The organism is Ruegeria sp. YTSA105, assembly GCF_059610225.1.
In genome coordinates this window covers 272,285-292,306 of record NZ_JBXWNE010000001.1, presented here as the reverse complement: position 1 = coordinate 292,306, position 20,022 = coordinate 272,285, and the positions used below count along the sequence as shown (strand labels likewise).

General features: G+C 55.4%; 19 protein-coding genes and 1 pseudogene. 9 read left to right on the top strand and 11 right to left on the bottom strand.

Annotated elements, in window-relative coordinates; all coding sequences use genetic code 11:
* Positions 1-103 precede the first annotated feature (103 nt).
* From AC2FH2_RS01450 to AC2FH2_RS01430, 5 genes are all read left to right on the top strand, one after another.
* The gene (locus AC2FH2_RS01450; protein WP_496712603.1) at positions 104-976 is read left to right on the top strand and encodes an ATPase; all 873 of its coding nucleotides are present in this window, start codon (positions 104-106) and stop codon (positions 974-976) included.
* Positions 977-1,015: 39 nt separating this feature from the next.
* On the top strand, positions 1,016-1,933 hold the full coding sequence (gene metA, locus AC2FH2_RS01445) for a homoserine O-acetyltransferase MetA (RefSeq protein WP_496677757.1): 918 nt from the start codon (positions 1,016-1,018) through the stop codon (positions 1,931-1,933).
* The gene (locus AC2FH2_RS01440; protein ID WP_496822762.1) at positions 1,917-2,876 is read left to right on the top strand and encodes an alpha/beta fold hydrolase; all 960 of its coding nucleotides are present in this window, start codon (positions 1,917-1,919) and stop codon (positions 2,874-2,876) included. Before metA ends, AC2FH2_RS01440 begins: the two co-directional genes overlap by 17 nt.
* 49 nt (positions 2,877-2,925) lie before the next feature.
* The gene (ppk2, locus tag AC2FH2_RS01435; protein ID WP_496749036.1) at positions 2,926-3,795 is read left to right on the top strand and encodes a polyphosphate kinase 2; all 870 of its coding nucleotides are present in this window, start codon (positions 2,926-2,928) and stop codon (positions 3,793-3,795) included.
* 104 nt (positions 3,796-3,899) lie between these two features.
* Positions 3,900-4,514 (top strand): TetR/AcrR family transcriptional regulator, encoded by a 615-nt coding sequence (locus AC2FH2_RS01430; protein ID WP_142634158.1) that lies wholly within the window; start codon positions 3,900-3,902, stop codon positions 4,512-4,514.
* Between the two features lie 5 nt (positions 4,515-4,519).
* On the opposite strand, the gene AC2FH2_RS01425 is transcribed toward AC2FH2_RS01430, so the two are convergent.
* The 3 genes from AC2FH2_RS01425 to AC2FH2_RS01415 form a co-directional block, all read right to left on the bottom strand.
* The gene (locus AC2FH2_RS01425; protein WP_271946800.1) at positions 4,520-5,578 is read right to left on the bottom strand and encodes an adenylate/guanylate cyclase domain-containing protein; all 1,059 of its coding nucleotides are present in this window, start codon (positions 5,576-5,578) and stop codon (positions 4,520-4,522) included.
* On the bottom strand, positions 5,575-5,976 hold the full coding sequence (locus AC2FH2_RS01420; RefSeq protein ID WP_345741800.1) for a group I truncated hemoglobin: 402 nt from the start codon (positions 5,974-5,976) through the stop codon (positions 5,575-5,577). Before AC2FH2_RS01420 ends, AC2FH2_RS01425 begins: the two co-directional genes overlap by 4 nt.
* Before the next feature lie 94 nt (positions 5,977-6,070).
* Entirely contained in the window at positions 6,071-6,913 is an 843-nt protein-coding gene (locus tag AC2FH2_RS01415) for a glycosyltransferase family 25 protein (RefSeq protein WP_281972190.1), read from the bottom strand.
* 132 nt (positions 6,914-7,045) lie between these two features.
* On the opposite strand from AC2FH2_RS01415, the gene speB reads away from it, so the two are divergent.
* Positions 7,046-8,020, top strand: a complete 975-nt coding sequence (gene speB, locus AC2FH2_RS01410; RefSeq protein ID WP_281994703.1) for an agmatinase — start codon at positions 7,046-7,048, stop codon at positions 8,018-8,020.
* A 21-nt stretch (positions 8,021-8,041) separates the two neighbouring features.
* On the opposite strand, the gene AC2FH2_RS01405 is transcribed toward speB, so the two are convergent.
* The 6 genes from AC2FH2_RS01405 to AC2FH2_RS01380 all read right to left on the bottom strand — a co-directional run bounded on the left by AC2FH2_RS01405 (position 8,042) and on the right by AC2FH2_RS01380 (position 15,887).
* Positions 8,042-9,262 (bottom strand): aminopeptidase P family protein, encoded by a 1,221-nt coding sequence (locus tag AC2FH2_RS01405; protein WP_496790623.1) that lies wholly within the window; start codon positions 9,260-9,262, stop codon positions 8,042-8,044.
* 161 nt (positions 9,263-9,423) lie between these two features.
* The gene (locus tag AC2FH2_RS01400; RefSeq protein ID WP_281994705.1) at positions 9,424-10,635 is read right to left on the bottom strand and encodes an ABC transporter permease; all 1,212 of its coding nucleotides are present in this window, start codon (positions 10,633-10,635) and stop codon (positions 9,424-9,426) included.
* Positions 10,636-10,640: 5 nt separating this feature from the next.
* Positions 10,641-11,915, bottom strand: a complete 1,275-nt coding sequence (locus AC2FH2_RS01395; protein WP_271946783.1) for an ABC transporter permease — start codon at positions 11,913-11,915, stop codon at positions 10,641-10,643.
* Between the two features lie 70 nt (positions 11,916-11,985).
* Positions 11,986-13,074, bottom strand: a complete 1,089-nt coding sequence (locus AC2FH2_RS01390) for an extracellular solute-binding protein (RefSeq protein WP_142634172.1) — start codon at positions 13,072-13,074, stop codon at positions 11,986-11,988.
* Between the two features lie 101 nt (positions 13,075-13,175).
* A complete protein-coding gene (locus AC2FH2_RS01385) occupies positions 13,176-14,267 on the bottom strand; it encodes an ABC transporter ATP-binding protein (protein WP_496822620.1) in 1,092 nt (363 codons plus the stop codon).
* A gap of 576 nt (positions 14,268-14,843) precedes the next feature.
* Positions 14,844-15,887, bottom strand: a complete 1,044-nt coding sequence (locus AC2FH2_RS01380; RefSeq protein ID WP_281972193.1) for a pyridoxal-phosphate dependent enzyme — start codon at positions 15,885-15,887, stop codon at positions 14,844-14,846.
* An 86-nt stretch (positions 15,888-15,973) separates the two neighbouring features.
* Here AC2FH2_RS01380 and AC2FH2_RS01375 point away from each other — a divergent pair, with 86 nt between their 5' ends.
* From AC2FH2_RS01375 to argE, 3 genes and pseudogenes are all read left to right on the top strand, one after another.
* On the top strand, positions 15,974-16,174 hold the full coding sequence (locus AC2FH2_RS01375; protein ID WP_496822619.1) for an aminopeptidase P family N-terminal domain-containing protein: 201 nt from the start codon (positions 15,974-15,976) through the stop codon (positions 16,172-16,174).
* Between the two features lie 70 nt (positions 16,175-16,244).
* Positions 16,245-16,490 (top strand): annotated as a pseudogene (locus tag AC2FH2_RS01370) (ectoine hydrolase DoeA); the annotation flags it as partial.
* A complete protein-coding gene (argE, locus tag AC2FH2_RS01365; RefSeq protein WP_496822618.1) occupies positions 16,487-17,644 on the top strand; it encodes an acetylornithine deacetylase in 1,158 nt (385 codons plus the stop codon). The pseudogene AC2FH2_RS01370 and the gene argE, both read left to right, overlap by 4 nt.
* On the opposite strand, the gene AC2FH2_RS01360 is transcribed toward argE, so the two are convergent.
* Both AC2FH2_RS01360 and AC2FH2_RS01355 read right to left on the bottom strand, forming a co-directional pair.
* Positions 17,641-18,507, bottom strand: coding sequence for an urea carboxylase-associated family protein (locus AC2FH2_RS01360; protein WP_496822617.1), 867 nt, complete (start codon positions 18,505-18,507; stop codon positions 17,641-17,643). The genes argE and AC2FH2_RS01360 overlap by 4 nt on opposite strands.
* 32 nt (positions 18,508-18,539) lie before the next feature.
* Positions 18,540-20,018, bottom strand: coding sequence for an aldehyde dehydrogenase (locus AC2FH2_RS01355; protein WP_496822616.1), 1,479 nt, complete (start codon positions 20,016-20,018; stop codon positions 18,540-18,542).
* Positions 20,019-20,022 lie beyond the last annotated feature (4 nt).

The window sequence follows — 20,022 nt, the reverse complement described above, 5'->3', positions numbered from 1 at the left end:
AACGAAACCTGTGCCCAAGACTGTTGGTTCTAAACAACCGCGCACGCGCGATTGACGCCGCCTCCCACCCGTTTTAGCAAGGTCGGAAAAGGGATAGTGGACAATGATCTACAACTCGGCAAAAGACTGGCGGGAAGCCGCGCGCAAAAAGGTGCTGTTTTTTGGCATGTCAGGCCTGGGAAAGACCTATGTGTCCAACGTTCTGCGCGATTCCGGGGACTGGTTCCACTATTCGGTCGATTACCGGATCGGCACGCGATACATGGGCGAGTATATCATCGACAACGCCAAAGCCGAGGCCATGAAGGTCCCTTTCCTGCGTGACCTGCTGTTGTCTGATTCCATTTACATCGGATCAAATATCTCGTTCGAGAACTTGACCCCTGTCGCCGCCTATCTGGGAAAACCGGGCAACCCGGCACAGGGCGGCATGGAGCTGACAGAGTATAAACGCCGTCAGGAACAATTCCGTTTGGCAGAAATTCACGCTCTGCTGGATACCGAGTATTTCGTGGATCGGGCGCAGAGATTGTACCAATACCCGCATTTCATTTGCGATACTGGCGGTTCGATATGCGAATGGGTTGACCCCAATGATCCGCGGGATCAGGTCCTGACTGAGCTGTCGCGTCAAACGCTGATGATTTGGATCAAAGGTGACGACGACCACACGTCCGAGCTGATCAGGCGCTTTGACCGTGCGCCCAAGCCCATGTCTTATCAGCCCGAATTCCTGACACGTGTCTGGGACGAATATCTGACCCAACAAGGCTGTTCCGCCGAACAGGTCGATCCCAACGCATTCATTCGCTGGACCTATGCCAAAGCTCTTGCGCACCGGCAACCGAGATACAGGGCAATGGCCGACAACTGGGGTCTGACGATCGCTGCCAGCGACATGCACAGTATTCGCGACGACGGTGATTTCGATGAGTTGATCGAACGTGCACTTGAGACCCGGCCAAAGCGCGATTAACTACGGCACTTACACTCTTAAACCAAAGGCTTGCATCCGATGCCGATCAAGATTCCCTCTGACCTGCCCGCATATGACGTTCTCACCAATGAGGGCGTCATGGTCATGTCCGAGGATCAGGCAATGCGTCAGGATATTCGCCCCCTTCGGATCGGGTTGCTGAATCTGATGCCCAAGAAGATTCAGACCGAAAACCAGTTCGCTCGCCTCATCGGTGCAACCCCTCTGCAGATCGACCTGTCGCTGATCCGTATGACCGAACATCGGACCAAGAACACCGCAGCCGAGCATATGGCCGAGTTCTACCGCCCGTTTCAGGAGGTAAGGGACCAAAAATTTGACGGCCTGATCATCACCGGCGCCCCTATCGAACATCTTGAATTCGAGGATGTCACCTATTGGGAAGAGATCAGCGAAGTATTTGACTGGACCCAGACAAATGTCCATTCGACCTTTGGCGTGTGCTGGGGCGGAATGGCGATGATCAACCATTTCCATGGGGTGCGTAAGCATATGTTGGACGCCAAGGCTTTCGGATGTTTCCGGCACCGCAATCTGGCCCCCTCCTCACCGTTTCTGCGCGGGTTTTCCGATGATTGCGTCATCCCGGTCAGCCGGTGGACCGAGATGAAGCAGGCCGAAATCGACAACGCTACGGGCCTGACCACCTTGCTGGGTAGTGATGAGGCAGGCCCCTGCTTAGTCGAAGATAAGGACCATCGTGCGATTTATATCTTCAACCACTTTGAATATGACAGTGATACGCTCAAGCAGGAATATGATCGCGATATCGACAACGGCACACCGATAAACGTGCCGATGAACTACTATCCAGACGACGACCCCTCGCGCCGGCCTCAGAACAGATGGCGCAGCCATGCGCACCTGCTCTATGGCAACTGGATTAACGAAATCTATCAGACAACACCGTTCGATATGGATCAAATTGGTTCTTAAAACCATCATAGCTCTTGCCCTGCTGATTGCTGGCCTGGCCACCGCAACAACTTGGCGCGTGTCACGGAACGAAGCTGTTGCCGAGGCCAGTTTCCCACCCGAGGGTCAGCTGATCGACGTCGATGGAGTCAGCGTTCATGCCGAAGTCATGGGGCACGGGCCCGATGTCGTGCTGATCCACGGGTCCAGTGGCAACACTCGGGACATGACTTTTGCCCTCGCACCAATTCTGGCAGAAGATTTCCGTGTCATTGTTTTTGACCGGCCCGGACTGGGGTATTCCGACAGCTTCAATCCGGACGGAGAAACCCTTGAAGAACAAGCCGAAATCCTACGCCGTGCAGCTGTCAAGCTGGGCGCGGACAAACCCATTGTTGCAGGGCAAAGCTATGGCGGGTCGGTGTCGCTGGCCTGGGCGGTTACACAGCCCGAACACATCTCGGCGCTGGTGTTGATTGCCCCCGCCGCGATCCCTTGGGAAACGCCGCTGGATGGTTTCAACCGAATGGCCGCGACCAAGCCCGGAAACGCGCTTGTGCTGCCGTTGATCAACGCCTTTGTCCCCGATTGGTATGTCGAGCAGGCCCTAGACGGTGTCTTTTCCCCCCAAACTGCACCCGAAGGTTATGCCGAACATTTCGGCCCCGGGCTGACCATGCGCCCGGCTTCGATGCATGCCAACGCAATGCAACGCGCCAATCTGTTGGACGAAGTTCGTGCGCTGCAGCCGCGCTATAAGGATATTTCGGTCCCGACCGAGGTTGTGCATGGCACCGCCGACACAACGGTCGGGTTGGAATGGCATGCGGAACCCCTGATCGACCAAATCCCCGGCGCTGAACTGATCGAATTGCCGGGAATTGGCCATATGCCACAGATCGTGGCCGCACCCGAAGTAGCGGCCGCAATCATCCGGGCTGCTCAGCGGGCGGGTTTGCGTTAATTCCGAGGCTAATCCATAGTAAGATATGGATTTTATCGCGAGGTGACTCATGACACGAACTGGCAAAGGCACCATCGAGGAATATTACAAAAAACGTGCACCAGAAGAAGTCCGGAACGAGATCAAAGAGGCCGATAAGGATGACATTCTGAACCCTACATACCCCTATGACGAACGCATGAAGCGTAAGGCGTATGAGAAACAAATGCAGTCCCTGCAAATCGAGCTTGTGAAAATGCAGCTTTGGGTGAAGGAAACCGGCCAGCGTGTCGCTGTTATCTTCGAAGGCCGCGATGCCGCTGGAAAAGGCGGGACAATCAAGCGGTTCCGTGAGAACCTGAACCCGCGTGGGGCCCGGAATGTTGCGCTCAGCAAGCCATCGGATCAAGAGCGCAGCCAATGGTATTTTCAGCGCTATATCCCACATCTGCCCGCAGCCGGAGAAATCGTGTTCTTTGACCGCAGCTGGTATAACCGCGGCGTGGTGGAAAATGTGTTTGGGTTCTGCAACACAGAACAGCGTGAACGCTTCTTCCGACAGGTTCTGCCGTTAGAGACCGGCCTGTGTGACGATGGTATCCGCTTGTTCAAGTTCTGGTTGAACGTCGGACGGGCCGAGCAGTTGAACCGGTTTCTTGCGCGCGAAACGGACCCATTGAAACACTGGAAACTAAGCCCAATCGATATCGCTGGTTTGGACAAATGGGATGAATACTCTGCTTCGATTTCCGAAACCCTTACACGCAGTCACAGCGAAGCCTGCCCCTGGACCATAGTTCGTTCCGACGACAAGAAACGGGCAAGGCTGGCAGCAATCCAAACCGTGCTTCATGCGCTGGACTATGATGAAAAGGACAAAAATGCGATTGGCGATATCGACACCAAGATATGTGGCGGGCCAGATATCTGGGATGCCTGATCTTTCTTGCCGGCCAATATCATCACAAAGATTGGACGAATACGTGCTACCGGTTTATGTCTTAGTTCTTCGAGAATTGAACAAAAAAGGCGTCTGAATCAGGGATGACAAAACGCGGGTATCACCACGGCAACCTGAAACAGGCTCTGATCGACGCAGCTCTGTCCCTGATCGAGGAAAAGGGTCCGACCGGGTTCACCCTGTCAGAGGCTGCAAAAGCGGCAGGCGTCACGCCTGCAGCTGTTTATCGCCACTATCACGGGCGCGAGGACCTGATCGCCGAGGCGGCGCGTCAGGGGTTCGAGATGTTCGCCGATCTAATTCAATTCGCTTATGACAAAGGCCAGCCTTCGGCGCTGGCTGCATTCGAAGCAACCGGGCGCGCCTATCTGGCCTTTGCGCGCAAGAATCCTGGCCACTATATCGCGATGTTCGAAAGTGGGATTTCTGTCAACCGCACCCCAGAACTTGCCCTAGCTGCAAACCGGGCCAGAGATGTTCTGGAGAAAGCTGCAGCCGATCTCTCGCAACATATTCCGCCGGAAAAACGTCCGCCAGCTTCAATGTTCAGCGCACATATCTGGGCGCTGAGTCACGGTGTAGTCGAATTGTTTGCCCGTAACACCGGCGCCACCGCACCCTTCCCGCCCGAAGATCTTTTGGAAACGGGGATCGGTATATATCTACGGGGACTAGGGCTGGTGCCTCCGGACGAATAAGGCCGTCAGAACACCGGTTTCCGTTGCGGAATGCTGAGACCGGATGTGACATTAATCAGATCCATCTCACCCATGCCCTTGATGTCCACACGCCCGATATCAGAGACCTGAAACTCGTCAATCAGGGCGTATTTCATTTCTTCAGGCGCAACAATGTTCATTGGGTTTGCAAAGACTTGCAGCCGGGAAGCGATGTTCACGGCGGGTCCGAATACATCATAGACATATTTCTGAATACCAACCACAGATCCCACCGCTGGCCCCATACCCAGCCCCACACGTGCCTGCCACTTGTGCGGATGGCTTTCATTTCTCCGCTCAAGATAGCGAAGGAACCTGACCGCACAATGGGCAGCAGCAGTCGCATGATCTGGCGTAGCATCCGGCATGCCTGACACCGCAAGATAAGCATCGCCAATAGTCTTGATCCGCTCACATCCGAACTGTTCGACAATCCGGTCAAAGGCAGTAAAGATGTCATTCAACTCGCTTAGGGTAACCGTCGGGTCCGTCTTGGCGGCAAAATCCGTGAACCCCACAAAGTCCAGCATCACAACTGACACCTGATCGTAAAGCTGCGGCGTGACCACACCGAATGTCTTGAATTCTTCATAAACAGCGCGCGGCATCAGGTTCAGCAACAGCCTTTCAACCCGCTCTTTCTCACGCTCCAACTCGCGCGTGTTGCGTTCGACCATGGTCGAGTAGCTGTCAATCATGCTTTCAAGTTCGCGGATTTTGGTGATGTTCTGAAACTCGATGACCAGAACCTGTTCCGAAAGACCGTTTGCCAGAGAAACTGCCGTTGCGAAAACCAATGTCCTGCGTTTCGGCTTGATCTGCAATTCGACCGAGTATCTGAGCCCCGATTGCTTTACGTCTTCAAGTTCACGCGCATCAAGGTCAGGAAAAATATCCAACAATGTCTGTCCATTAGCCGGAGGGCCAAACCATTCCTGAAAAGGGCCGTTGCAGAATACGAATGTAAGATCTGACGCCCGAACCACTGCGACACCAACACCGATCGCGCGCAGCAGTTGTTCATTGATCGCAAGAATACTCATGCCGCATCGCGCGTAACAATAATTGCGCGTTTGGATTCGATCGCTCCCAAGGCAATCTTTACGTGCCGATCTTCCATTCCATGTAACGCCAGCGCTTCACCAAACAGATCTGCCATTTCGTCAAAATCTGCGTGCGAGATGTTCAGATTTCTGTGAACCGCTTCAATTCGATCATCGCTAAATGATGTCGGACCACCGATCAGAGACGATACGAACTTGGTCTGGTGATCAATCAGCCTTGGCATGTCGATATCTTCGAAATGGTCACCGATCTGATCAGACTCCAGTGCCATTTCGTAAAAAGTCATTACGATCCGACTGATCGTTTTGAAACCGCCATAATGCTCATAGATTGTCTGACCCACACCAACCCCAAACCGGAAAAACACCAACAACACTGGAAGTTTATATCAAATTGACAGTTTTGTTAACGCTTATCGAGAATTACTATTTTTGCTTGGTTGGAAAGACGTGATCAGCTCATGATCTAAACTAAACCCTCAGGTCTTCGGCACAGGGGATAAATCCGACATACCCCCCGCTTTCAAGCAATCGGGCTTCGCCTCTCTGGCGCCAATACAACTTGCGTTTCGCGGCCTGCAATTCGCGACGAATGCGAAACCACAGGGGTCCCTTATCCAGACCGCTATTGGTCTTTCTGTTTTGTGAACGTTCACTGACTTTCACGGAATCTTCAGCCTGATCTTGCTGTTTCGACCAGATCATTTGAACGCCGACTGCTGGAAAACACTGATACATTTGCCAATCCGGGCGGGGGATAGATACGAAATCATCCAGGTGATCCGAGTATTTCTCGGACCACATCAGCAATTTACGGCAGGCCGCCTGCGACAGGATATATGCGGCCGCGCTGGGTGCCATTTCCAGCATCGGGCGAACCGGTACGCCGGAAATCTGTAGTTCTGGCCCAAACCGCAGCACCCGGGGGGAATAGTCCAGCTTTAGGAAGTCGAACCCTGACCCTGCTTCGAGCAATCTGGCAATCACACCGCCAGCTTGGGTCGACATTTCGACATCGTCTTCAAAGATCGCAACAGCCTTCAGGTCTTGCTGAACGGCACGCTTCCAAACGGCGCGATGGCTTTCGAAACAAGCGACTTCACTTTGTTTCAGACCCCAGCGGCTGCCGGAACCGGCAACATAGCCGTGACCATCCAGTGCGCCTTCTTGTTGCGCGTCGGTCGCACTGAAACGCGCGGCCCCGATCAGCCCGGTATGGGCGAACTGCGCCTCCATAAAGTTGCGCCGCTCGGGTACCCGATCCAGATTGATATAGTAGACACCCGTTCCCGGTGGCAGTTCATGATGGCCCACGGCTGTTCCTTTATAATGGCTGCACCAGATACACTTCGCACAATCGGATAATCAAGCCCACAGCCCCCACCTATCGCAGCTTTGAATTCCTGTCTAAGCTGCCGTTGAACAGCAAGAAACGGGAAACTCGCCATGTCATCACATGGGTATAGCGGTGGGCGGCTTAATCTGCCTTTCGTCGGCATTTCGACCTTCGGCAAAGCGCCGTATGTCGAGGATTGGGACAATATCGACGCGGATGTCGCAGTCATGGGGGCGCCTTTCGACTTTGGCACTCAATGGAGGTCCGGCGCGCGCTTTGGGCCCCGTGCTGTACGCGAGGCCTCAACCCTGTTCAGCTTTGGCCATGCCGGGGCCTATGACCATGAGGATGACGCCACTTATCTGGATGGATCGGTGCGGATGGTCGATATTGGGGATGCCGATATTATCCACACCAAGACAGATGAGAGCCACGCCAATATTCAATACGGCGTCGAACGTATTCTGTCCGCAGGCGCCCTGCCCGTCACCATCGGCGGCGATCATTCGGTGAATATCCCCTGCATCAACGCCTTTGCCTCAGATTGCGCGCAGAACGGTCCGATCCATGTGGTCCAGATCGACGCGCATCTGGATTTCGTTGACGAGCGTCATGGCGTCACTGCTGGCCACGGCAATCCGATGCGGCGGGCGATTGAAAAGCCGTACGTCTCGGGCATGACCCAGCTAGGCATTCGAAACGTGTCATCAACCGCCAAGGAAGGGTATGAGGATGCCCGCGCTCGCGGCTCGGACATCTTGTCCGTACGACAGGTGCGCAAACTGGGCACCGAGGGCGTGGTTGAACGCATCCCCGAGGGCGCGCGGTATTACGTTACGATTGATATCGACGCGTTTTGCCCCTCAATCGCACCTGGTACGGGTACGCCCAGCCATGGCGGTTTTTTGTATTACGATGTGCTGGAAATTCTTCAGGGGCTGGCGAAACGCGGTGACGTGGTCGGGATCGACCTTGTTGAAGTCGCCCCAAGTTACGACCCAACCGAAAGCACGCAGATTCTGGCGGCACAGGTGCTGCTGAACTTTATCGGCTTCATCTTTCACGAACGGGGCAAGAAGGGCTGATCGCCCTTCCTGCCCATGTGATCAGGCGCTGATCGTGTTGTGTTCTGGCCCATAGGGGAAGCCGGTGATGTTCTCGGCACCGGCCTCTTCGACCACTAGAATGTCATGCTCACGATAGCCACCGGCACCGGGCTGTCCTTCAGGAATCCACAGCATCGGCTCGATGGACACGACCATGCCGGGTTCCAAAACCGTGTCGATATCCTCGCGCAGTTCAAGACCCGCTTCACGACCGTAGTAATGGCTGAGTATGCCGAAGGAATGGCCATAGCCAAAGGACCGGTATTGCAGCAGGCCTTCGTCGGCGAAGAAACGGTTGATCTCAGCCGTGATCCCCGAGCAGGTCGCGCCCGGTTTGATCAGGCTCAACCCCAACTCATGTGCGGCGACGTTTGCCTTCCAGATGCGCAGGCTATCGGCGTCGGGTTCGCCCAGAAACAAGGTGCGTTCCAGCGCAGTGTAATAGCCCGAGATCATCGGGAATGTGTTCAGCGACAGGATATCGCCCTTTTCCAGCGCCCGCTTGGTGACCGGGTTATGTGCGCCATCAGTGTTCAGGCCGGATTGAAACCAGACCCAGGTGTCGCGGTACTCGGCCTCTGGATAGGCACGAGCAATCTCGGCCTCCATCGCGTCACGGCCTGCCATGGCGATATCGATCTCGGTCGCGCCTTCGCGGATCGCCGCGTGAATGGCTGCGCCGCCCACATCTGCAGTGTGTGCGCCGCCTTTGATCAGCGCGATCTCTTCAGCTGACTTGACCATACGTGCGGCCATCGTGTCAGGTGCAATATCCACCAATTCCGGCCCGCCCAGCATATCCAGCGCGGTGTCGCGCATTGCCAGGGTCATGTGATCGCCTTCGATCCCGACCCGACCGGCTGATCCAATCAGATCAGCCACCGCGCGCCAGTAATTGTTCCGCTTCCAGTCGGTATAGATCACGTTGTCTTCAACCGAGCGACGCCAAGGCTGGCCGGCGTCGATATTGGCCGACACGGTGGTGCATTTGTCCTGAGTGACAACGCAACCGTAGGGACGCCCGAACGAGCAATACAAGAAGCCTGAGTAATAGGCGATGTTTTGCATGGAAGTCAGCAGAACTGCTGGAATATCGCGGGCGGCCATCGTGGCGCGCAAGCTGGCCAGACGGCGTGCATATTCTGCCTTACTAAAGGGCAAAGGCGCCTTGTCACCGTTGTGGCAGGTAAAGAATTCGGGGCGATTGTTTAGATCATTCATCTTGGTCTCTCCTCGATGCCGGACAGGCAAAGCCCGGCCACAAGTCCCGGCGTTCAGGACAAGCGGCCTCGGGAACCGAGAGCCATGCACCCGCCTAGATGTCACGACGCCATCGTGACCGGGGTGCATGGTGAAATCGCTAAATCACCTTGTGAGTCGCGTCAAGCAGGACTGAGTCCCCGCATGCGTTCAGACCGCCTCCGCAGCAGTTCTACCGTGGTCAACAGCGCAATCGAGATCACCACAAGGATGGTCGCTACTGCCAGAATGGTCGGGCTGATCTGTTCGCGCAGGCCGGTGAACATCTGCCATGGAAGTGTCTTCTGGCTGGCAGAGCCAACGAACAGCACAACAACCACCTCATCGAACGAGGTAATAAAGGCGAAGAGGCCGCCCGAGATCACGCCCGGCAGGATCAGGGGCATCTGAATCTTGAAAAACGTCCGCACCGGGCCCGCGCCCATATTCGCCGCCGCCCGCGTCAGAGAGCGATCAAAGCCCACCAGCGTCGCAGTCACGGTGATGATGACGAAGGGGATGCCCAGAACGGCGTGGGCAAGGACAACTTTCACATAGCCCACGAAGTTCTTGTTCATGCCCAGCGTGCCTTCCATGAAGCGACCGATATCGCTGTAGAAGAAGAACATGCCGGTGGCCGAGATGATCAACGGCACGATCATCGGCGAGATCAGGACGCCCATGATGACGCGGCGGCCGGGTACGTGGCTCTGGCTGAGGCCGATGGCCGCCAACGTGCCCAGCGAGACCGAGATGATCGTCGCAATCGGCGCGATGATCAGCGAGTTCTTGAAGCTGCGCTGCCATTCATTGTTGGTGAAGAAATCGCGGTAATGCTTCAGCGAATACCCTTCGGGGTCCAGACTCAGCATCTCAGGGGTGAAGGTAAAGAAGTCCTGCGCGTTGAACGACAGCGGCAGAACCACAAGGATCGGGGTGATCAGGAACACGAAGATCGCACCGCAGATAACCCGGAACAGATAGTGATAGAATACCTGTTTTGGCGTCAGATAGCTGAGCAGTTTACGGCGATACCGGCCTTCATAGAGCCAATAGATAAAGAAGATAAAAAACCAACCGCCCAACAGGCCCAGAATGCCACCCATCGGACCTGACAACAGGAAACCGATGATGCCGAAACCCAGGATATTGATCCAGCGCGCCAGTTTTTCGTTCTTCAGAACGTTGATGTAGACCCAGGCCAGCGCGGCGATCAGAGCTGCGCCACCCAGAATGCCCAAAAGGATCGAGCCGTTGCCCGCGCCGACAAAGACGCCGGCGAAGGCACCCGCCAAGGCGACACTGGGCAGAACCATGGAGAGCGGTTTGCGGGATATCGGTGTAAGTGCAGCCATGTCGATTATCCCAACTTCACATTATCAATGCCCACGATCTTGTCGTAGACCCAGTAGAGCAGCATGACGACACCCAGCAGGATTGTACCCAAGGCCGCAGCCAGCCCCCAGTTCAGCGAGGACGAGATGTGATAGGCAATCCGGTTCGAGATGAAGACACCTTTTGTGCCGCCAACGATTTCAGGCGTGATGTAGTAACCGATCGACAGAATGAACACGAGGATCGAGCCCGCTCCGATACCCGGAATGGATTGTGGGAAGTAGATACGCCAGAAGGTCGTCCAGTTGGTCGCGCCCATGGATTTCGCCGCGCGCGTGTAAGTCACCGGGATCGTCTGCATCACTGAATACATCGGCAGGATCATGAACGGCAGCAGGATATGCGTCATCGCAATGATCGTGCCGATCTGGTTATTGATAATCACCAGTCGTGCATCATCGGCCACAAGTCCAAGCCAGACCAATGTTTCATTAATCACGCCCTGCTGTTGCAACATCACTTTCCACGCCGAGGTCCGCACCAGAAGTGAGGTCCAGAAAGGCAAGAGAACGAGGATCATCAGCAGGTTCGACACCCGCATCGGCAGGGTCGCCAGCAGGTAGCTAACCGGATAGGCCAACAAGATGCAGGACACCGTAATCACCAGCGACATGAACAATGTGCGGCCAAACAGCTTGATCAGAATCTGCTTGTCTTCAGGCTGCGACTGCGCGCCTTCGGGCGTGCGGCGCATATCGACCGCGTTCAGGAAATAACCATTGGTAACCGTTGGCGAATGGGTCTTGATCACTGCCCATGTCTTAGGATCGCCCCAGCCCTCGTGAATCTCTATGATCTGTTCCTTGAACGGTCCATCGGTTTCAGGGTCAAGCTTGCCCATTTTCCGGCCAGAGCGGCGGAACAAAGAAGACATGCCAGTCTCTTCGTAGTTCAGACGCGAGCCAAGGCGGGTGTGGGTTTTGCTATCAACGGCAACGACCATGTCGCGAACAAATGCGTCGTATACTGCTTCGTCCGGAAGCTCACCGCTTTGGGCGTCCCAGCTTTGCAGGGCTTCCACAGTAAGCGGGAGGGTCTCTGAAACCATGCTGTTTTCAACCGAGCGGAACAGCATTGAAGCAATCGGCACGATAAAGGAAAACATGACAAATAGCAGAAGCGGAGCGACGAGCATCAATGCTCGTAATTTCTGCCGCCGCAGTGAACGTGCCAGCGATTGCTTGAGCGGCGTTCCGTCCGCTGCCAGCATCGGCCCCGCATTTTGGCTTGCGTCTGTCATTTGTGCCCCTTGACTCTGCTTGGGTCTGGGGGCGGCGCACCGCCCCCGACTGTTTCATGAAATCAAACGATTATTTCGCAAGCCAAGCCTGGAATTTCGCTTCGATGTCATCGCGGTAATCCGCCCAGAACTCGTAGTTATACAGGAACGTGTTCTTGGCGTTTTCCGGATCGGTCGGCATGTGCGGCGCCATGTCGATGCCAAGCTCGGCATGCTGACCAACCAGCGGAGCCGAAGAGGCACGGGCCGGACCGTACGAGATGTACTTAGCCTGATCCGCCAGACGCTGCGTGTCCGTTGCGAACATGATGTAGTCCAGCGCACGCTGCTGACGCTCTTCGCTCAGACCGGCGGGGATGATCCAGCCGTCCAGGTCAAAGATCTGCGCGTCCCACAGCATGGCAACGGGCTGCTTCTGCTCTTCGATCACGCTGAACAGACGGCCGTTATAGGTCGAGCCCATGATGATCTCGCCATCGGCCAGAAGCTGCGGCGTGTCGGCACCCGCGGACCACCAGACGACGTTGTCCTTGATGGTTCCCAGTTTCGCCAACGCCTGATCCTGACCTTCTGGGGTCGCCAGAACGTCATAAACGTCATCTTTGGCGACGCCATCACAGATCAGCGCCCATTCCATGTTGTTAATGGCGCGCTTTTCCAGTGAACGCTTGCCCGGATAGGCTTCCAGATCAAATACGGCGCAGACATCAGTCGGAGGTGTGTCACCTACCAGGTCTGTACGATAGCCGAATGTAGTCGAATACACGATCTGCGGGATAAAGCACTCGCTGACCAGCAGGTCACCGAAATCATCGGCAGCCGAAGTGCCGTCGGGCGCCGGGGCCAGCATGGTGTCGGGGTCGATCTCCATCGCCAGACCTTCGTCACACAAACGAATTGCGTCCGCAGCAACAACATCCACTACGTCCCAGGTGATGTTGCCCGCTTCGTTCATCGCGCGCAGCTTGGCAACCGCTTCGGCCGAGCTGTCATCGTTAAGGATAGTGATGCCGCTCTTTTCAGAATAGGGCTCGTGATACGCCTTCAGCTGTGACTTGGAATAGGCGCCGCCCCACGAGACAATCGTCATCTCCTCGGCCATGGCGCCTCCGGCCACGGCAACAATGGCGCTTGCCATCAAAGTGGTTTTAACTTTCATTGTTAACTCCCTGTTATACCCGTAAATTTCTGAACAGACCGGATCACGGGGCAACCCGGCCGCCATTTACCCCCCAGCGATCCACCAGGGGACGTTCTTCATCAGGCGTCAAGTGCCCGGCAATCATGGGCCAACCAACCGATTTCAACTTCCTGGCCGGGCGACAACCGAACCGCATCGGGAGCGTTTCGGGTCTTAATGATAAAGTCTTCATTGCCCGCCACAGATAGGCGAAACCGGAAGACATCACCCATATAGATGAATTCTTTGACAGTCGCCTTTAGCGTATGCGCATCGGCATGCAGGCGATCTTTGTTGAATTCGACCCGCTCGGGACGGATTGAAACCTTGGTCCGTTCACCGGCTGCAGTGACATTGACCGGTTTGGCGTCAATTTCTGATCCATCATCCAGTGCAACCACGCACGAGTCGCCGTCGATTGACTTAACAACGCCTTCCAAGGTGTTGTTTTCACCAATGAACTGGGCAACAAAGCTATTTTCGGGCTCTTCATAGAGCAGATCCGGCGGCGCAAGCTGCTGGATGCGTCCGTCGTCGAACACGGCCACGCGATCCGACATCGTCAGCGCCTCTGTCTGGTCGTGGGTCACGTAAACTGTCGTAATCCCCAGCTCATGCGCCAGACGGGTAATCTCGAACTGCATATGTTCGCGCAATTGCTTGTCCAGCGCGCCCAGCGGTTCGTCCATCAAAACTAGCTCAGGCTCGAACACCAAAGCACGGGCCAAGGCGATCCGCTGCTGCTGACCGCCGGACAGTTGCGCCGGACGGCGGCTGCCAAAGGCGCCCATCTGGACCATATCCAGCGCACGCTTCACTTTTTCTTCCCGATCGCTTTTGCCAATGTTGCGCACTTCAAGCGGGAACGAAAGGTTTTCAGCCACAGTCATATGCGGGAACAATGCATAGTTTTGGAACACCATGCCAATCCCGCGCTTATGTGGTGGAATGTTGTTGATCGGGCGTCCGTCCAACATGATTTCGCCATGAGTAGCGGTTTCAAATCCGGCCAACATCATTAGGCAAGTTGTCTTGCCTGACCCCGAGGGGCCGAGCATAGTTAGAAACTCACCTTTTGGCATCGAGAGATTAAGGTCTTTTACGACGAGTATCTCGCCGTCATAAGATTTTTGAACACGCTGAAATTCGACGAACGCTGCGTCATTTGACATTACCAACTTGGCTCCCCTGTGCGGTCTTTGCTTGCCCGGTTCATCCGGATCTCAAAGACCAGTCCACCCTATTTAAGGACATGGGGGACCAACCACGCAACCATAAATGTGACAGCTAGGCGACAAAGAATCCTGTAATTCACTTCAGCTCAACTGATATTTCGATATCTCGTCCGCAACGCAAGGCCTTGAATGGCGTAATTAACTTGCTTCATTCGCCTCTATTTAACTTCCCAATCAACAACATAAATCTAATTATTTAAATGAGTTATAATTGCTATTTAAACCGCCGCATCTCCCAGCCCAGACCTCGACATCGATACTGAGTTGCTGAGAGATTCGCATGTCGAAATTCCTTGACCGATTGGAAAACGCCAAAATTATCTGGTGCAATCCAATCTAGAAACCGCGCTTTGGGGGGCTATTAATCTCATTTTGATAGGGCAGAGGTACGGATTTGCGAACCCCGCGTTTTCAGGCGCAATCGGATTCTGCCTTTGGGGGCAGTTGCACCCTCTTAACTTGCCGCTTCCTGCGCTTATTCCAGGGCAGGATTCAGATGCTTCTTGGCCTTCTTCAATCCGGTACTTCGGATAAAATGCACAGAACTTGGGCATCGCTTCCAATGTTCAGGGCCTCGCAGACATCTGCATTCATCGCTGCTGCGACGCCGGCCCCGCCCGAAGCAGTTGTCGCCAACCCAGCCTCTGCCATGGCCGGTAAATACCGCACCACGTCGTCATCCGAGAGCGTCAGAAAACAGTCTGCATCCCGCGCCAGACCATTCAGCGCGATCAGCGAGGGTTCTTTACAGTCCAGCCGCCCCATGATGCTGTCAGGCCCATCCGCAAAGACGCAGGTACCTGCTTCGATACTGGCTTGCAACGCAGGGGCCGCTTCGGGTTCCACGACAATGATTTTGGGTCCATCACCCCAGGCATGGCGCGCATAAGCTGCAACCGACCCAGCCAGCCCACCTACCCCGGCCTGCAAAATGATATGCGTGGGCGCATTTGGGCATTGGCGCACCGCTTCTGCAGCCATCTGCAGATATCCCTCCATCAGGGTGTGCGGCAGCTCGTAATACCCGTCCCACGAACTGTCAGATAGCAATGTCCAACCGTTATCCTGCGCCGCTTTGCCAGCAGCCTCCATACTGGCGGCATAATCCGTACCTTGACGAACGACCCTGGCTTTTTGCGCACGAAGGCGTTCCGCGAAACTTTCAGGTACGGTTTCGGCGATATAGACCACTGCATCAGCCCCAAATATCCGTGCACCTGCTGCTACACTCATCCCGTGGTTACCCGCGCTAGCGGTGACATAGGTTTTCCCGCGTAAAGTAGACTCATCCGGTGTCTGCGCCAGATCAGCAGCGTGACGGGCGATGACATAGGCAGCCCCCAAAGCCTTGAATGACCCGAGGTTCATGCGCCCACGCTCATCTTTGACCCATAGATCGGCGACATTGGCCAAATCCTTGGCTTCAACCAGATTGGTTTCCGCTGCTGCAGGGCAAACTGTTAACAAATCAGCTACGCGAGCCGCGTTTATCGAAGGAAATGGAGCATTAGGAATCAATTTTTCCTTGCCGCGGTGTGGGTTTGAACTGAGTTTCAACAGTATTTCCTTCCTGAGTTGTCCATTGACGTGATCGGATTCGTAAAGTTCTGTCAACACGTCTCTAATCACGACACGAGGATCCGATGAGCCAAGTGAATCCGGCATTCATGCGGGGGGAATTTGACCGTCGGCTGTCCAAAACACGAAAAGCCATGACCGAGGTCGGGCTGGACGCGCTGTTCTTCGAAGATCCTTCGAACATGACGTGGCTAACCGGATACGAGGGGTGGTCGTTCTACGTCCATCAAGGCGTTTTGGTCTTTCATGACGCAGACCCGATCTAGTGGGGACGCAATCAGGATACTAATGGGGAACGACGTACAGTGTGGATGCCTGATTGTCAGATACGTCCACATTAAAAGCCGCGCGTGCTGCGGCTATCCAGTAGGTCTGAGCTATCTCCCGGACTGGGGTGAGCGCACTGTATCTCTGCGTCCCGAGGATGAGACAATCCTGGAACCTGGCAAGACGTTTCACTTTATGCCTGGCCTCTGGTTGAATGACTGGGGGCTAGAGATCACCGTGTCGATCCTGATCACCGATACCGGTCCTGCCGAATGTTTCTGTAACCGCCCAAGAAAGCCGTTTGTAAAGCCATGACCCTGCAAAGAACCCAAGATATCCTCGCCGATCTGATCGCGTTTGAAACGGTATCTGTAGACAGCAATCTTCAGATCATCAGCTATCTAAGGCACAGGTTGCAGGCCTTGGGTGCACGCTGCATCGAAACCCGAAATGATACTGGCACCAAGGCCAATGTATTTGCTTCCTTAGGCCCAGACATTCCCGGCGGCATCTTGTTATCCGGCCACACGGATGTGGTTCCCGTCGCGGATCAGAACTGGACATCAGACCCGTTTTTGATGACCGAGAAAGATGGCAGACTTTACGGACGTGGCACCTGTGACATGAAGGGCTTCATCGCCGCCGCACTTGCACTTGCCGAAACGCTGGATGCCAGAAAACTGACCCAACCGCTGCACTTTGCCTTCACCTATGATGAAGAAACCGGATGTTTGGGCGCGCAGAACATGGTGAACGATCTTTCCGAACGAGGAATAGTGCCGGATATCGCAATAATCGGAGAGCCCACCGAAATGTGCCTGATCGAAGGGCATAAGGGGTGCTATGAATACACGACACGATTTGTCGGGCTCGAAGGACACAGCTCGGCCCCGGATGATGGGGTTAATGCGGCGGAATACGCGGCACGCTATGTAGGAAAACTTCTGGAACTGCGCCAGATATTGAAATCCCGCGCGCCAACAAACAGCCCCTTCGAGCCACCCTGGACCACTATAAACGTGGGGTTCTTCAATAGCGGCATCGCCCATAACGTCATTGCCAGCAAAGCCGATGTCGGTTGGGAAATGCGCCCGGTTCAGGCCAGCGATGCGGATTTCGTCAAGCAAACCCTGTCTGACTATGTGACCCACAGCCTGCTGCCCGAAATGCAGGCCGTCCATAGTGAAGCCAGCATCACGCAGGATATCACGGCCGAGGTTGCAGGCCTTGAGCCAATGGAAGAAAACGCCGCCCGCAAACTGGTTGCCCAGCTGACCGGGGCGAACGGAACAGGTGTTGTGTCATTCGCCACTGAAGCTGGCCTGTTTCAGCAGCTTGGCACCCATGCAATTGTCTGCGGTCCCGGCTCGATCACACAGGCCCATAAAGCGGATGAGTACGTCGAGATCGAACAGCTCGACCTATGCTGTCGGATGCTGGACCGGCTTGGGCAACGCCTGACCTCTTAACCTGCCCCATGGGTGCGATCATAAGCAGATCGCTTGGGCTGAATATGCGCGTTTCGGATGTCTTCACCGGGGTCATAGACTTCCATAACCAATGGATAACAGGCGGCTGCGTCCGAGGAATGCTCGGACGAGCAATCGCCCCCGGGACAAGCTGAAAGGCCGACGATCAGGTCTATCTCGGCGTAGAATTCCAGGTAATCACCCGGACGCACCGGGCTTGCCTTCATGAAGTATTGGCCTGTGTCCTGCGTAAATCCGGTGCACATGAAGACGTTCAACACGTCGTGGACGTGCATTTCGGCCTCATGCAGCGGCAGGTCACAATGGCTGGCCAATGCCCGTGTCAGGTTGGAATGGCAGCAATAATGGTAGTCATCGCCAGACAGCAATCGCCCGGTATAGGGGTCACAGCGAGTCCCGATCACGTCATGCACGGATCCGCCGTATGAATCGAACCCATACCAATCCAGAGTATCCGTGACGATGGTCGCCATGGGTCGCATATTTGGAAAACTTGACCACATCCGATCCCCGGTCGACAGATGCGTGCCATGCAGCGCGCGGGTTTTGCCGGAATAGAACCGTTCGGTCAGGTCATGCTTGTTCCACATGTTCAGATCACCGACCTGCGCGCCATCGACCGACACCACCCGAATAAAGGCCCCCGCGGGCACTTCAATACAGGCCGCATCACGCGGGGCTGCTATGACTTCTGCGGTTTTCACCGCGCGCTGCCTCAGGTCAGTCAACGCAGCCAGATCAGGTTGCGGTATCGTTTCGGGCGGATAGCAAATGACCGGAGGGATCTCCTTCCGGTCATTTGCGTCTGCCGGAGGTTCAAAATTCGGATGTTTCAACTTCATGACCGCGCTCCGATATCTGTCTGACAACAGACCTAGCGCATCACAAACGGGTTCGCCATCGGCTCTTGCGAGGTGCTGATCCAGGTGGTCTTGGTCCGGGTGTAATCCAGGATCGCCTCAACCCCGGCTTCACGACCATACCCTGATTGATTGAACCCGCCAAACGGCGCGATAGGAGAGATCGCGCGATAGGTATTAACCCAACAAATCCCGGACTTGATCCGCTTGGACACCCGATGCGCCCGCGCCAGGTTCTGCGTAAACACACCTGAACCCAGCCCAAAGACTGTGCTGTTGGCTAACGCGATGGCCTCTTCTTCGGTATCGAATGGCAGCAGAGACATGACCGGGCCAAACATCTCAACTTTCAACGTCTCGGTCTCGGGCGATATGCACTCGACCAGGGTTGGGTTCATGTAATTGCCGGGCCGATCCGCAGGTTGCCCGCCGAAATGGACCACGGCCCCCTGCTCCGCTGACTTGGCCAGGGTCTCTTCGATCTTGTTCACTTGCGCCATGGTACATAGCGGTCCGACATGGGTACCGGCCTCCAGCGGGTCACCCAGAACGATTGCACCCGCCTTTTCTTTGATGCGGCCGATCAGATCTTGCAGAACGGATCGCTGCACAAGTCCGCGCGTGCCCGCAACGCAACTTTGCCCCGACGCGCCAAAGTTTCCGGCGATCAGGCCATTTGCGGCCCCATCCAGATCCGCGTCTTCAAAAACAAGTATCGGCGATTTGCCACCAAGCTCCAGCGAGGTGACGGCGAAGTTTTCGGCGGAATTCCTGACCACATGGCGCGCTGTCTCGGGGCCACCGGTAAAGGCGATGCGATCCAGATCGGGATGGCGGGTTAGTGGAATTGCACAGTTTTCCGCATCCCCGGTGATGACCGAGACAACGCCCGCGGGGAATCCGGCCTGTTCAATCAAACGCGCGAACTCCAGCATCGGGGCCGGCGCAATTTCGGATGCCTTCAGCACGACGGTACACCCAGCCGCAAGCGCCGGGCCCAACTTAGTCGCTGTCAGGAACATTTGTGCATTCCAGGGCACAATAGCCGCGACAACACCAATGGGTTCGCGCGTGGTAAACACATGCATATCCTGCTTGTCGATGGGCAGAACCGTCCCTTCAACCTTATCCGCAAGCCCTGCGAAATAGCGGTAATAATCCGCGACATACCCAGTTTGCGCCGAGGTTTCTGCCAGCAGTTTACCGCTGTCTGTTGTCTCAAATTCCCCAAGCCGTGCAGCGTTTTCGGCAACCAGGTCAGCCAGCCGATAAAGAAGCTTGCCGCGCGCGGTGGCCGTCATGTCGCGCCATTGCGGATCATCAAGCGCACGTTTGGCGGCGGCGACTGCCCTGTCGACATCCTCAGGTGCCGCACAGGAAAACGTAGCCCACCCCTGCCCAGTTGCGGGATTTGCAGATGTCATGACCTGAGACGTCGCCCCCTCAGACCAGGCGCCATCAATGAAAAGCTGAAAATGCGGTAGATTTCCCATAGTG